This window comes from Streptomyces sp. 8N114 (genome assembly GCF_052245835.1).
GTDB lineage: Bacteria > Actinomycetota > Actinomycetes > Streptomycetales > Streptomycetaceae > Streptomyces.
Genome location: NZ_JBQQBT010000027.1, coordinates 49,451 through 62,704, shown reverse-complemented (window position 1 = coordinate 62,704; position 13,254 = coordinate 49,451). Strand labels below are relative to the sequence as shown.

The following is a 13,254-nucleotide window of genomic DNA, read 5'->3' as shown; positions in this document are numbered from 1 at the left end:
GAGCACCACCAGGCACCACAGCAGCCAGCAGCACGCCGAGAGGTTCACCCATGGCAGGCGAGACCGTCATCACGGTCGTCGGCAATCTCGTCGACGACCCCGAGCTGCGCTTCACCCCCTCCGGTGCGGCGGTCGCGAAGTTCCGTGTCGCGTCCACACCCCGCACCTTCGACCGGCAGACCAACGAGTGGAAGGACGGCGAAAGCCTGTTCCTGACCTGCTCGGTCTGGCGGCAGGCGGCGGAGAACGTCGCCGAGTCCCTCACCAAGGGCACCCGCGTCATCGTGCAGGGCCGCCTCAAGCAGCGCTCGTACGAGGACCGTGAGGGGATCAAGCGCACGGTCTACGAGCTGGACGTCGACGAGGTCGGCGCCAGCCTCCGCAACGCCACGGCCAAGGTCACCAAGACCACAGGGCGCGGCGGTCAGGGTGGCGGCTTCGGCGGCGGTGGCGGCCAGGGCGGTGGCTGGGGCGGCGGCCCCGGCGGTCCTGGTGGCCAGCAGCAGGGCGGCGGCGCCCCCGCGGGCGACCCGTGGGCAACGGGCGCCCCGGCCGGTGGCGGCCAGGGCGGCGGTGGCGGCGGCTGGGGCGGGGGCCCCGGCGGCAACGGTGGCGGCTACTCGGACGAGCCACCCTTCTGAGCGAAACTCATAGGAGTAGAGACATGGCGAAGCCGCCTGCTCGCAAGCCGAAGAAGAAGGTTTGCGTGTTCTGCAAGGAGAAGATCTCCTACGTCGACTACAAGGACACGAACCTGCTGCGGAAGTTCATCTCCGACCGCGGCAAGATCCGTGCCCGCCGGGTCACCGGCAACTGCACCCAGCACCAGCGTGACGTCGCCACGGCTGTGAAGAACAGCCGTGAGATGGCACTGCTGCCCTACACCTCGACCGCGCGCTAAGGAAAGGGTGACCACATCATGAAGATCATCCTGACCAACGAGGTCTCCGGCCTCGGTGCCGCCGGCGACGTCGTCGAGGTGAAGGACGGCTACGCCCGCAACTACCTGGTCCCGCGCGGTTTCGCGATCCGCTGGACCAAGGGCGGCGAGAAGGACGTCGAGCAGATCCGCCGCGCCCGCAAGATCCGCGAGATCGCGACGATCGAGCAGGCCAACGAGATCAAGTCCCAGCTCGAGGGCCTGCGCGTCGGCCTCAAGGTGCGGGCCGGGGAGCAGGGCCGGCTGTTCGGCTCCGTCACCCCGGCGGACATCGCCGACGCCATCAAGGCGTCCGGCGGTCCGGGCGTGGACAAGCGCCGCGTCGAGGTGGGCTCGCCCATCAAGTCGCTGGGCGCCCACCAGGTCGCCATCCGGCTGCACGCCGATGTGACCGCGACGGTTGACGTGGACGTCGCCGCCGCGTAACGCTGCGCTCGGCTTGTGCCGATGAGAGGGCGTACCCCGTGCGGGGTGCGCCCTCCGCCTTTTGTGGGGCTTCCCCGCTATTGGGGTGCCCCTGTCTGCGCGTTGCGGGCTGCGGGTTTTGTCGTGGCTGGTCGCGCCGTTCCCCGCGCCCCTTCGGGGCGCCCCCTTGGGCTCACCCCCGTACCGCGCCTGTTACCGCCCAGCGGCCGGAGCGGGCTCGGAGGGCGAGGGTTGCCAGGCGGGTGCCCATCATGAGGCCGGCGACTGTCCACCACAGTGCTGTGAGTCCGCCGCCGATGGCCGGTACCGCTACCGCGACGGGGGCGAAGACCGCGAGCGTGACCAGCATGGCGCCCGCCAGATAGGGGCCGTCGCCGGCTCCCATCAGCACGCCGTCCAGCACGAAGACGACGCCTGCGATGGGCTGGGTGAGGGCCACCACCAGCAGCACCGGCGTCAACTGGTCGATGACGGTCTGGTCCGTCGTGAAGATCGGCATGAACACCGGCCGCACCAGCGCGACGAGCGCACCCAGCACCACTCCGGACACCACTCCCCACAGCACCATCCGGCGGCAGGCCGCCCTGGCGCCCTCCGCGTCCGAGGCGCCGAGGTAGCGCCCGATGATGGCCTGGCCCGCGATGGCGATGGCGTCCAGGGCGAAGGCCAGCAGTGACCACAGGGTCAGGGTGATCTGGTGCGCCGCGATGTCCGCGTCGCCCAGCCGCGCCGCGACCGCCGTCGCGATCAGCAGCACGGCACGCAGCGACAGCGTACGGATCAGCAGCGGTACGCCGGCCCGTCCGCTGGCGCGTATTCCGGCGAGGTCGGGGCGCAGGGAGGCGCCGTGCCGCCGGGCCGCCCGGACCACGACGGTCAGATAGACGGCCGCCATCCCCCACTGGGCGAGCACCGTTCCCCAGGCGGAGCCGGCGATGCCGAGCCCTGCGCCGTAGACGAGCAGCGCGTTGAGCGCCGCGTTCGCGCCGAAGCCGCCGACGGCGACGTACAGCGGGGTCTTGGTGTCCTGGAGCCCGCGCAGTACGCCGGTCGCGGCGAGGACGACGAGCATGGCGGGGATGCCGAGCGCGCTGATGCGCAGATAGGTGGTGCCGTGCGGGGCCGCGGTCGCGGAGGCGCCGAACGCGTCGATGAGCCAGGGCGCGGTCGGTACGGCGGCGGCGATGACGAGGGCGCCGAGGATGAGCGCGAGCCAGATGCCGTCGAGGCCCTGCCGGAGCGCGGCGGGCAGGTCGTCGGCGCCGAGGCGGCGGGCGACGGCGGCTGTGGTGGCGTAAGCGAGAAAGACGAAGATGTTGACGGCGGTCTGGAGGAGCGCCGCCGCTACGCCGAGCCCGGCGAGCTGGGGGGTGCCGAGGTGGCCGACGATGGCGCTGTCGACCATCACGAAGAGGGGTTCCGCGACGAGTGCGCCGAAGGCGGGGAGGGCGAGCGCGATGATCTCACGGTCTTGGCGCCGCACGGTGGCGCGCGGGGTCGGGGAAGCAGGGCTCATAGATTCGATCCAAGCATCCACAGGTAATGAGCGCAACCGGCTTCCGACGCTTACTTGACGGTGTACGCGACAGGCTTGAACACCCTCGGTGATCCTCCTGTGGGTACAGTGCGGAAGTTTTTTTCCCGCACAGCCGGTGGACGGCAAAGGGGCAGGTCAGATGGGTTGGTAAGGGGGGTCGTACGAGTAATCCACAGCGCTGTCCCCCGACTCGTGCACAGCTTTCGGCGGCTTCTCCACAGGTTGGCAACGGCTGTCCACACCACCCTGTGGATAAGGTGATTGGCTGAACCGCGCGGGCCACCTACCGTGTACCAGCGCCCGTTCCCCGTTCCCCCTTTCTTCACCGTCGCACCGACGCGCCGTAACTCGGGCCGGGCGGCTCGATTGCCAGCGTTTGTCAGTGCTGTGCCGTAAGACTGTGCCGTACGACGGGACCTGTGGGAGAGACCGGTGGGAGGAGGCGAGGCGGGGTGACGCAGCAGCCCGAACATGTGGAAGAGCAGTGGGCCGCCGACCTCGCAGCCGAGGAGGGCTTCCCGGTCGCCTCGCAGTCACCGCAGCCACCGCAGCGCCGCCAGGGCAACGGCTCAGGCAACGGATACGGGAACGGCTCCCGTGGCGGCCCCGGCGGCGACCGTTCCGCGCTCGCCCTCCCCGAGCAGCACGAACGCGGCCCCGAGGGCCCGGTCGGCGGGTTCGAACGGGTTCCCCCGCAGGACCTGGAGGCGGAGAAATCCGTCCTCGGCGGCATGCTGCTCTCCAAGGACGCCATCGCCGACGTGGTCGAGGTCCTCAAGGGCAACGACTTCTACCGGCCGGCGCACGAGACGGTCTACCAGGCCATCCTCGACCTCTACGCCAAGGGCGAGCCGGCCGACCCGATCACCGTCACCGCAGAGCTGACCCGCCGCGGTGAGATCGCCCGGGTCGGCGGACCCGGCTACGTCCAGTCCCTCGTCCAGGCGGTTCCCACGGCGGCCAACGCCGAGTACTACGCGGAGATCGTCCACGAGCGCGCCATCCTGCGCCGGCTGGTCGAGGCGGGCACCCGCATCACCCAGATGGGTTATGCGGCCGACGGCGACGTGGACGACATCGTCAACGGTGCCCAGGCCGAGATCTACGCCGTCACCGAGCAGCGCACCTCGGAGGACTACCTTCCGCTCGGCGACATCATGGAGGGCGCCCTCGACGAGATCGAGGCCATCGGCTCCCGCAGCGGCCAGATGACCGGCGTCCCCACCGGCTTCACCGACCTCGACTCCCTCACCAACGGCCTCCACCCGGGCCAGATGATCGTCATCGCCGCCCGCCCCGCGATGGGTAAGGCTCTGGCGCTGGACACCGCACTGCCCACGCCTACCGGGTGGACGACGATGGGCGAAGTAGCCGTCGGTGACCTGCTGCTGGACGCCCACGGCAAGCCCACCCGCGTGGTGGCCGTTTCCGAGGTCATGACGGGGCGGCCGTGTTACGAGGTCGAGTTCTCCGACGGAACGGTGGTCGTCGCAGACGCCGAACATCAGTGGGTCACATGGGACCGGGAAACGCGCACGGCCTACAACGACGCTGTTCCCGGTTCCACGTCCTATCCGGACAACTGGCCGTCCTGGTCCTCGTCGCGATCGTCGGTCCGCCCCTATGTCTCTGTGGAGCGTCAGCAGATGCGTGCCTGGCGTGCCGCTGGTCCCACTTGCGCGCAGGTCGGCGGCACGATCGGCAGGACCGCGACGGCGGTGCGACAGCAGCGGAATCGTCCAGAGCCCGGGAGCAAGCCGATCAGGCCACGCACCACGCGGGAGATCGCTGCAACGCTGCGGGCAGGCCACGAGAACAATCACGCAATCCCGGCTGCGAAGGCCCTTTCCCTCCCCGAGGCTGCGCTTCCCCTCGACCCGTACGTGCTTGGCCACCTCCTCGGCGACGGTGACACCGACGTCCGTGGTCTGAGGGAGGCGTGTCGTTCGCTCGACTTGACCGCGGGTAAGCACATCCCCTCCTTGTACTTGCGGGGCTCCTTCGAACAGCGCCTTGCCGTTGCCCAGGGGCTGGTGGACTCGTGCGGAGCCATCGACAGCCGCGGCGCCTATCGATTCACGAACACCAGCCGGGAGCTCGTCGAGGGCTTCCGTGAACTCGTTGTGAGCCTCGGGTGCGTTCCACAGGTTCATCGGCGGTCGGGCCGGGTGCGGGCAGGCAATGTCAGCGCGGACTCATGGGAGGTCATCGTTCCGACGAGCCTTCCGCTGGCCCGGAATGCTCGTAAGGCACTCGCCGCGCGAAGGGAATGGGAGAGGGAGCAGGTAACCCGCTATGTGACCGCGGTGCGGCCGGTCCCCTCGGTCCCGGTCCGCTGTGTCCAGGTGGACAACCCCGATCATCTGTACCTCGCCACCCGCTCGATGGTGCCCACGCACAACTCGACCCTCGCCCTGGATTTCGCCCGCGCCTGTTCCATCAAGCACGGGATGCCCAGCGTGATCTTCTCGCTGGAGATGGGCCGGAACGAGATCGCGATGCGGCTGCTGTCCGCCGAGGCGCGGGTGGCGCTGCATCACATGCGGTCCGGTTCGATGACGGACGAGGACTGGACGCGGCTGGCCCGGCAGATGCCGCAGGTCACCGACGCGCCGCTGTACATCGACGATTCGCCGAACCTGTCGATGATGGAGATCCGCGCCAAGTGCCGCCGCCTCAAGCAGCGCAACGACCTCCAGTTGATCGTCATCGACTACCTCCAGCTGATGCAGACGGGCGGCTCCCGTCGCCCCGAGAGCCGTCAGCAGGAGGTCTCGGAGATGTCCCGAAACCTCAAGCTCCTGGCCAAGGAGCTCGAAGTCCCGGTCATCGCCCTCTCCCAGCTCAACCGCGGGCCCGAGCAACGTACGGACAAGAAGCCGATGGTGTCCGATTTGAGAGAATCGGGCAGTATTGAGCAGGACGCTGACATGGTGATCCTGCTGCACCGCGAGGACGCCTACGAGAAGGAGTCCCCCCGCGCGGGCGAGGCGGACCTGATCGTCGCCAAGCACCGCAACGGCCCCACCGCCACCATCACGGTCGCCTTCCAGGGCCACTACTCACGCTTCGTCGACATGGCCCAGACGTAGGGCTCGTCTGCGCAGGGCTCTCACCAGCCATTGAGGGATCTCCGCGCGTCAGCGAAGAATCTTCACCATCAGCCGTTCTCTGACTGCGTCGTCGGAGAAGAGATCCCCCAACTCCCCGGAGAAATCGAAGCCGTGGCGTTGATACAGCGTTACGGCAGGCTCGTTGCCGGGGATCACCGAGAGCGAGTCTGCCGCGACGTCCGTGCGGCGGACGCGGCCCTTCACTGTCAGTAGGTGCTGGCACGCTCCTTCCATGCCTACCGACTCGCTCTGCTTCGCTCAGGCGACTACTGCGCAAGAAATCGACTCGGATCGGCGACAGGCCCTCATCGACTGCTGGATCGACGTCTCCAACGCAGGCGGCGCGGCCGGCTTTCCGTTCCCGCCCATTGACCAGCGGGATGTCGCCCCCGCGCTCGACGCCATCCTCGAAAACCTCGCCCCTCAAACCTGCCGCCTCCTGATGGCACTGGATGGAGACGACCTGGTGGGGTGGCTCAACATACGCCGCGACACCTTCCCGCTCATCGCCCACTGGGGAACCCTCCACCACGTCCAAACTCGCACCGACAGGCGCGGGCAGGGCATCGGCATCGCTCTGATGAAGGAAGCCCACACCGTCGCTCGTGACGAGATGGGGCTTGAGCAGCTTCATCTGGCAGCACGCGCGGGTGTTGGGCTGGAGACCTTCTACGGACGGCTCGGCTGGAAGGAAATCGGGCGCTGGCCGGGAGCGCTTCGACTCGGTCCCGGTGACGACCGCGATGAAGTCCTCATGTTCCTCGAACTCGGGGCTGAGGAAATGCCGTGTTCCTGAGATAGCAGTCCAGCGACATGGTCGTCTTCGATGCGGTTCTGACGCTCTGGCTCACTCCGTTACCGGCAGGCACTCGGTGAGCAGGTCGACGATGTCGCGCCAGGCGCGCTGCGCGTGCTGGGGGTGGTAGCCGACGCCGGGGACTGCGGGGTGGTCGACCGGCGGGTGGTGGAAGGCGTGCAGGGCTCCGCCGTAGACCGCGAGGCGCCAGTCGACGCCCGCGGCCTGCATCTCGGCGGTGAACGCGTCTCGCTGCGCGGGCGGCATGATGGGGTCTTCCGACCCGACCCCCGCCCACACGGGGCAACGGATGCGGGCCGCCTCGTCCGGTCGGCCCGTGGTCAGTGCGTTGACCGTCCCGATCGCGCGCAAGTCGACGCCGTCGCGCCCGAGTTCCAGCCCGATTGCGCCCCCGGTGCCGTAGCCGATGGCGGCGATCCGGTCGGGGTGGGTGCGCGGTTCGGCGCGCAACACGTCGAGCGCCGCGTGGCCGATGTCCCGCATCCGGTCGGCGTCGGCGAGCAGTGGCATGCAGCGGGCCAGCATCTCCTCGGGGTCGGCCAGATAGCGCCCGCCGTGAAGGTCGAAGGCCAGCGCTACGTATCCCAGCTCGGCGAGAGCATCGGCCCGGCGGCGCTCGACGTCGCTGAGTCCCATGCCCTCTGGTCCGAGCAGTACCGCGGGCCGGCGGTCGACACCTGCGGGGAGGGCGAGGTGCCCGATCATCGTCAGGCCGTCGGCCGGGTACTCGACCGTGCGCGTTGTAATCGTCGTCATACGGCTGGACTGTAGTGATCGTCGAGCCCGTTCGGGCCGGTCTTCACCGTCGGCGGAACAGCGCGGGTGTGGGCCCGTGGGTGGGCACCGTGCTACACCCACGACGTCGTCCTGCGTGCCCAGCGCCTGCGGTAACCGGCGCCCCCGCGGGACCGCGCCCGAGCGTCAGGCCGACAACGCCGGGTCGTCCCATCCGGCGTCCTGGGCGCAGGCGGCAGCCAGCTCGTCCAGGGACATGCCGAGCGCGACGGCCAGTGCCGCCACGGTGAAGAAGGCAGGGGTCGGTGCGCGGCCGGTCTCGATCTTGCGCAGGGTCTCGGCCGACACCCCCGCCGCCAAGGCGACTTCCACCATGCTGCGCTCACCGCGCGCCTGACGCAGCAGTGCCCCCAACTGCTCTCCACGCTGCCGTTCCCAAGGGGTCAAAGGAGTCCGCACCATGCCCGTGATACTAATACCGGTATAAGAATTGGGTCGTAGGGGAGCCAGGCGTACGTCGTAGGCGCGCCAGGCGTACCTGGCGTGGTGGCGGACAAGGAGACGCGGGGCATGGTGGAGATCAAGACCGAATCGGCGCTGGAGGCCATGCGCGAGGCCGGGCGTGTCGTGGCTCGGGCACTTGCCGCCGTCCGTGACGCGGCGGCCGTGGGAGTATCCCTGCGCGAACTGGACGAAGCGGCCCGCACGGTCCTTGCCACGGCCGGTGCCCGTTCCCCCTTCCTCGGCTACCGGCCCTCCTTCGCCCCGACGCCCTTCCCGGCAGTCATCTGCACCTCGGTCAACGACGCTGTCGTGCACGGCATCCCCACCGACTACCGGCTGCGCGACGGCGATCTGGTCAGCATCGACTGCGGTGCCGAGCTCGACGGCTGGACCGGCGACGCCGCCATCTCCTTCACCGTGGGCACCCCCAGTGCCGCCGACCGGGAACTGGTCGACGCCACCCGGAAGGCGCTCGACGCGGGCATCGCCGCCGCTCGGCCGGGCAACCGCATCGGTGATATCTCGCACGCCATCGACACGGTCGCCCAGGAAGCTCACTGCGGTATGCCCGCCGACTTCGGCGGGCACGGCATCGGCCGGCGTATGCACGAAGACCCCCCAGTGCCCAACCGCGGGCGGCCCGGCCGCGGTTACCCCCTCCGGCCCGGTCTGGCCCTCGCCATCGAGCCCATGCTCATGGCCGGTGGCCGTGACGCATACCGCGTCGGCGCCGACGGCTGGACTCTGCGGACCGCCGACGGCAGCCGGGCGGCCCACATCGAACACACCGTCGCCATCACCGAAGAGGGCCCCCGCATACTGACCCTTCCGTGACTGCTGCGTGAGCCCGCCGCAAAAGTCTTTGCCGGGGCTGCGGGGAGGTTGTTAGCGTCCCGGCAGCGCGAGACGCAGCGCGAGAGGCGCGTGTGCGTGATCAAGGGACAGGGGGGTTGATGAATATGGCCGCCGTCGGCCGTCTTCAGCCTGCCCTTGTCCGGCCCGCGCGGTAGCGAGCGCGGTCCGGGTCGTTCCCACGATCAGGAGTGACGCGTGTCTTCCTCTTCTGCTTCTCCCTCTTCCTCCTCTTCCTTCTCTTCCTCTGCTTCTCCCTCTGCTGCTTCTGCGGGGTCCGCCGCTCCCGCGGAGTCCGCCGCTTCTGCGGAGCTGGTCACCGATCGGCTCGTGCTTCGGCCGTGGACGACGGCCGAGGCCGGTGCGGTCCTCGGCGGCGCCAGGTCGGTGGAGTGGGCGGACGACTTTCCCGCCGAAGGCGACCGCGTCGTCGCGGGCCTCTTCGCACAGTTCCCCGCCTGGCTCGGCGACTACGGCCACCGTCTCGTCATCGAGCGGGACAGCGGCCTGGTGGTGGGCTCGGTCGGTCTGTTCTGGCCGCCGAGCGAGGGCGCGCTGGAGATCGGCTACGGCGTGGTCGGCTCCCGCCGTGGCCGGGGCTACGCCGCCGAGGCAGCCCGTGCCCTGACGGAGTTCGCCCTCACCTCGCCGGATGTCAGCACCGTGTTCGCCGACGTGGAACTGTCGAACCCCGCCTCGGTCCGAGTGCTGGAGAAGGCGGGCTTCCGGTGTTCGGCGTCCGGGGAGGGCCAGGTCCGGTACAGCCTTACGAGGTCGGCCGGGTGAGGCCGCCATGGGCCGCTGCACCGTGCGGTGACTGGTCCGCATATGGTCCGGCATATGCAATTCATGGTGATGACCCAGCGCTACAGCGACCGCTACTCCGAAGAGGAGTTCGCCGCTGTGCTGCCGGAAGAGACCGAGACGGTACGGAAGTTGTACGCGGACGGGGTGCTGCGGCAGATCTGGCTGCGCGCCGACGGGCCGGGGGCCTGTTTCCTGCTGGAGGCCGCGTCCTTGGCGGAGGCCCAGGCGGCTGTGGACACGCTTCCGCTGGCCCGCAAGGAGATGTCGGAGTTCCGCATCGTCCCGCTGCGGCCGTACGGAGGCTTCGGACCGCGCTGACGGGCCTGTTGACTGCCCTGCCGGATGCCTGCTGACTGCCTGCCGGATGCCCTGATGACGAGCCTGTCGCCGGGCGCCCGTCAGGCCCCTTCGCGCCGGTTGCCGCGTGCTCGGTGGTTGGCCACGTTCTGGCGGTTGCCGCACAGTTCCGGCATGCAGTAACGGCGGCGTCCCGCGCGGCTGGTGTCGATGAAGGCGCCGTCGCAGTCCGGCGCCGCACAGCCCCGGAAACGGGTGGCGCCCAGGGTGCGCAGGGTGCCGAGGACGCCTACGGCGGACAGTGCGGCCAGCTGCACCCCGGGCGCCGCGTCCGGCGCGGTGTGCACGTACCACTGCCAGGTGCCCGCCTCGTCCCGACCGAGGCGGGCACCCAGCGTGCTCCGGCTCAGCATCGCGTTGGCGGCGTCGGCCATCTCCGTCTCGCTGCCGTACTCCAACAAGGCGCGCAGTTCGTCGCGCAGGGCGTGGACGGCCAGCACATCATCAGCTGTCGGGGCGGGCCCGGTGCCGCCGGCCCGGACCCGAACCGGGACCCGGTGCTCGGCGAGGAAGCGGGTCAGCGCGTCGGGGTCGGGCAGGGCCTCGCCCGCGCTTCTGACCCGGGGCGAGGTGTTGACCAGATCGGTGGCTGTTCCGGCTCCCCAGCCGTAATCGGAAAAAAGAACCTGCACACCTTACCTCCCGCTGTTTGCCGCGCTACCGTAACCGGATAACAAGAAGTTTACCCATTACGTGGGAGTGATCGGTGTGAGCGGTATGCAGACGAGCACGGCACGACGGGTGCGGGTGTCCGGCGGTGAAGTGGCCACATACGACATGGGGGACGGGCCGCCCGTCGTGCTGACGCACGGCTCTCCCGCGTCGTCGTACCTGTGGCGCGAGGTCGCCCCCGTCCTCGCCCGCAACCACACCGTCCACGTCTGGGACCTGCTCGGATACGGGGATTCCCGGGCGGACGACGGAGTCGCACCCACCATCGCCCGGCAGGCCCGCACGCTGGTCGAACTCGCCGCCCACTGGGGCATCGACGACGGAACGGCCATGCTGGTCGGGCACGACATCGGGGGCGGGGTCGTCGCGCGGGCGCATCTGCTGGAGGGGCTGGCCGCCGCGCGGCTCGCGCTGGTGGACGCGGCGGTGCTCGGGCCGTGGAACACGCCCTTCACCGAGCACCAGCAGCGGCACGCGGAGGTCTACCGCACCATGCCCGCGGACATCTTCGGCGACCTCGTCGCCGCCCGGTTCACCTCGGCGACCCACAACCCCATGGCACCCGAGGCCGCCCGGGCCTACGCCGCGCCGTGGCAGGGCGCTGACGGGCAGCACCGGTGGCTCGACCAGGTCGAGGCGGTCAGCTTCGAGGACACCCGCGAGGTGGTGGACCGGCTCGGCGAGGTGGCGGTGCCGTCGCTGGTGCTGTGGGGCGAGGAGGACCGCTGGCTCGCCCCGCCGACAGCGGACCGACTGGCTGCCGCGATCCCGGGCGCCCGGCGGGAGCTGATCCCCGGCGGCGGCCACTTCCTGCCGGAGGACCGGCCGATGGAGACGGCGCACGCGCTGGAGCGCTTCGCTGCGCGCGGCCGGCGGCCGGAGACCGGCGGTCAGGTGTCGGTTGCCTGTACCGGAGGCGACAGCGGTCGGACATCTGCGGTGTGACGCGGTCGGCAGGGGTCGTTGTCAGTGGGGTGGGGCATGCTTGCGGACATGAGTGTGGATGCGGTCGGCGTTTCCGGTGTGGGCGTGGGTGCTTCGGAGTTGGGCCGGATCGAGGGGGCGTTGCGGGCGTCCTGGGGCGCGGATACCTGCTCCCCGGAGGAGCTGGAGCGCGCGGGCTGGAGTCCGGCGAACCCCGCGTGGGGGCAGTGCGATGTGACGGCGCTGGTGGTGCACGACCTGCTCGGCGGGGAGCTGATGTGCGGGGAGGTGTACGCGGTGAACGGCCAACGGCAGGGTTTCCACTGGTGGAACAGGCTGCCGGACGGTTCCGAGGTCGATCTCACCCGTGACCAGTTCCACGCCGGTCAGGTCGTCATGGAGGGGATCTCCGTGCCCCGCCCGATGGGGCACTCGCTGCGCAGAGCCGCCGAGTACACACTGCTGCGCGGGCGGGTGTGGGAGCGGCTCGGGCTCCAGGCCGGTGGCGCGGCCGGTGCCGGCGGCACGGCCCAGGGCGGGGGTGCGTGTGGTTCGGGGCCCCGGGGCGGGGCGGTCGTCAGGGGATCAGCAGCACCTTGCCGAGGTTGGCGCGGCGCTGGATGAGGAGGTGTGCCTCGTCCGCCCGGTCCAGCGGGAGCGCGGCGGCGACGGCGGGGCGCAGGGTGCCCGCCGCGTGCAGCCGCCACAGCTCCTGGCACCAGGCGGCGTAGCGGTCCGGCTGATCGCGGGCCGTTCGGCCGATCTGGAAGCCGGTCACCGATCTGGCGCCGATCAGCAGCTCATGCGCGTCGACGGTGCCGCCGCCCGAGCTGTAGGCGACCAGTCGGCCGTGGTCGGCCAGTGTGCGGACGGCGAGGGTGAGCAACTCGCCGCCGACGGCGTCCAGTACGTAGTCGGGGCGAGTGGTCCCGTCGGGCTTGCCGAGGTCCTCGTAGCCGATGACCGCGTCGGCTCCCAGGCCGCGGAGGAACGGCCCCTTGGTGGAGGGGTCGCTGACGGCCGCGACGACGCGGGCGGCGCCGCCGTGCAGCCGGGCGAGCTGGACGGCGAGATGGCCGACGCCACTTGCGGCCGCAGTGATCAGCGCGGTCTCGCCGGGCCGGGGCCGCGCGGTTTCCAGCGCGCCGAGCGCCACGAGCCCGCCGCGCAGCAGCGCCACGGCCTCGCGCGCTGTGGCGTGTGCGGGGACGGGGGTGGCCATGCTGGTGTGCAGCAGGGCGAGTTCGGCGTACGCGTCGCCGAAGCAGAGCCCGGTGACGCGGTCGCCGGGCGCATGACCGGTGACGTCCGGTCCGACCGCCTCGACCGTGCCTGCGACCTCGCCGGAGACCGGCTGTGGTTCGGCCGCTCCCTGGGCTTCGGCCGACGCCTCGGTTCCGGTCGTTCGGCCCGCTGTGCGGAGGTTGCGGACGGCGGGGAGGGTGACGCCGATGGCCTCGGTGCGGATGAGGAGTTCGCCCGGCCCGGGTGTAGGGGCGGGGGTCTGCTGGAGGGTGAGGGTGCCGGAGGTGTGGCGGACGCGACGCATGGGGGCTCCCGGTGTGGTGGT

Annotated in this window: 16 protein-coding genes; 10 read left to right on the top strand and 6 right to left on the bottom strand. The window is 70.4% G+C overall.

All coding sequences use genetic code 11. From position 1 onward, the window contains the following. The first annotated feature begins 50 nt into the window (after positions 1-50). The 3 genes from ACTWQF_RS32245 to rplI are packed head-to-tail and all read left to right on the top strand — an operon-like array spanning position 51 to position 1,366. Positions 51-641 carry a single-stranded DNA-binding protein gene (locus ACTWQF_RS32245; protein WP_443283282.1) on the top strand — a complete coding sequence of 197 codons (591 nt, stop codon included), beginning with the start codon at positions 51-53 and terminating at the stop codon, positions 639-641. Positions 642-664: 23 nt separating this feature from the next. Continuing rightward, complete coding sequence (gene rpsR / locus ACTWQF_RS32240; protein WP_003978893.1) at positions 665-901, top strand: 30S ribosomal protein S18; 237 nt, start codon at positions 665-667, stop codon at positions 899-901. An 18-nt stretch (positions 902-919) separates the two neighbouring features. Then, the gene (gene rplI, locus ACTWQF_RS32235; RefSeq protein WP_443283281.1) at positions 920-1,366 is read left to right on the top strand and encodes a 50S ribosomal protein L9; all 447 of its coding nucleotides are present in this window, start codon (positions 920-922) and stop codon (positions 1,364-1,366) included. A gap of 172 nt (positions 1,367-1,538) precedes the next feature. On the opposite strand, the gene ACTWQF_RS32230 is transcribed toward rplI, so the two are convergent. Next, the gene (locus tag ACTWQF_RS32230) at positions 1,539-2,882 is read right to left on the bottom strand and encodes an MATE family efflux transporter (protein ID WP_443283280.1); all 1,344 of its coding nucleotides are present in this window, start codon (positions 2,880-2,882) and stop codon (positions 1,539-1,541) included. Between the two features lie 473 nt (positions 2,883-3,355). On the opposite strand from ACTWQF_RS32230, the gene dnaB reads away from it, so the two are divergent. Beyond that, the gene (gene dnaB, locus ACTWQF_RS32225) at positions 3,356-5,995 is read left to right on the top strand and encodes a replicative DNA helicase (protein WP_443283279.1); all 2,640 of its coding nucleotides are present in this window, start codon (positions 3,356-3,358) and stop codon (positions 5,993-5,995) included. A gap of 48 nt (positions 5,996-6,043) precedes the next feature. On the opposite strand, the gene ACTWQF_RS32220 is transcribed toward dnaB, so the two are convergent. After that, positions 6,044-6,220: a hypothetical protein gene (locus ACTWQF_RS32220; RefSeq protein ID WP_443283278.1), complete on the bottom strand. Its 177-nt coding sequence runs from the start codon at positions 6,218-6,220 to the stop codon at positions 6,044-6,046. 28 nt (positions 6,221-6,248) lie between these two features. Between ACTWQF_RS32220 and ACTWQF_RS32215 the strand changes: the two genes are divergently transcribed. Next, positions 6,249-6,812, top strand: a complete 564-nt coding sequence (locus ACTWQF_RS32215) for a GNAT family N-acetyltransferase (protein ID WP_443283277.1) — start codon at positions 6,249-6,251, stop codon at positions 6,810-6,812. 51 nt (positions 6,813-6,863) lie between these two features. Here ACTWQF_RS32215 and ACTWQF_RS32210 read toward each other — a convergent pair whose 3' ends face one another. Then, complete coding sequence (locus ACTWQF_RS32210; RefSeq protein ID WP_443283276.1) at positions 6,864-7,589, bottom strand: dienelactone hydrolase family protein; 726 nt, start codon at positions 7,587-7,589, stop codon at positions 6,864-6,866. A 165-nt stretch (positions 7,590-7,754) separates the two neighbouring features. Further along, entirely contained in the window at positions 7,755-8,030 is a 276-nt protein-coding gene (locus ACTWQF_RS32205) for a helix-turn-helix domain-containing protein (protein WP_443283275.1), read from the bottom strand. Between the two features lie 108 nt (positions 8,031-8,138). Here ACTWQF_RS32205 and map point away from each other — a divergent pair, with 108 nt between their 5' ends. The 3 genes from map to ACTWQF_RS32190 all read left to right on the top strand — a co-directional run bounded on the left by map (position 8,139) and on the right by ACTWQF_RS32190 (position 10,049). Next, the gene (gene map / locus ACTWQF_RS32200; protein ID WP_443283274.1) at positions 8,139-8,906 is read left to right on the top strand and encodes a type I methionyl aminopeptidase; all 768 of its coding nucleotides are present in this window, start codon (positions 8,139-8,141) and stop codon (positions 8,904-8,906) included. Between the two features lie 348 nt (positions 8,907-9,254). Next, positions 9,255-9,710: a GNAT family N-acetyltransferase gene (locus ACTWQF_RS32195; protein ID WP_443283273.1), complete on the top strand. Its 456-nt coding sequence runs from the start codon at positions 9,255-9,257 to the stop codon at positions 9,708-9,710. Between the two features lie 54 nt (positions 9,711-9,764). Then, a complete protein-coding gene (locus tag ACTWQF_RS32190; RefSeq protein WP_443283272.1) occupies positions 9,765-10,049 on the top strand; it encodes a muconolactone Delta-isomerase family protein in 285 nt (94 codons plus the stop codon). A gap of 80 nt (positions 10,050-10,129) precedes the next feature. Here ACTWQF_RS32190 and ACTWQF_RS32185 read toward each other — a convergent pair whose 3' ends face one another. Further along, positions 10,130-10,720 carry a CGNR zinc finger domain-containing protein gene (locus ACTWQF_RS32185; protein WP_443283271.1) on the bottom strand — a complete coding sequence of 197 codons (591 nt, stop codon included), beginning with the start codon at positions 10,718-10,720 and terminating at the stop codon, positions 10,130-10,132. Positions 10,721-10,805: 85 nt separating this feature from the next. Between ACTWQF_RS32185 and ACTWQF_RS32180 the strand changes: the two genes are divergently transcribed. Both ACTWQF_RS32180 and ACTWQF_RS32175 read left to right on the top strand, forming a co-directional pair. Further along, positions 10,806-11,705: an alpha/beta fold hydrolase gene (locus tag ACTWQF_RS32180; RefSeq protein ID WP_443283301.1), complete on the top strand. Its 900-nt coding sequence runs from the start codon at positions 10,806-10,808 to the stop codon at positions 11,703-11,705. A gap of 48 nt (positions 11,706-11,753) precedes the next feature. Then, entirely contained in the window at positions 11,754-12,308 is a 555-nt protein-coding gene (locus ACTWQF_RS32175) for a YunG family protein (protein WP_443283270.1), read from the top strand. On the opposite strand, the gene ACTWQF_RS32170 is transcribed toward ACTWQF_RS32175, so the two are convergent. Further along, positions 12,262-13,233: a quinone oxidoreductase family protein gene (locus tag ACTWQF_RS32170; protein WP_443283269.1), complete on the bottom strand. Its 972-nt coding sequence runs from the start codon at positions 13,231-13,233 to the stop codon at positions 12,262-12,264. The genes ACTWQF_RS32175 and ACTWQF_RS32170 overlap by 47 nt on opposite strands. Positions 13,234-13,254: the final 21 nt, after the last annotated feature.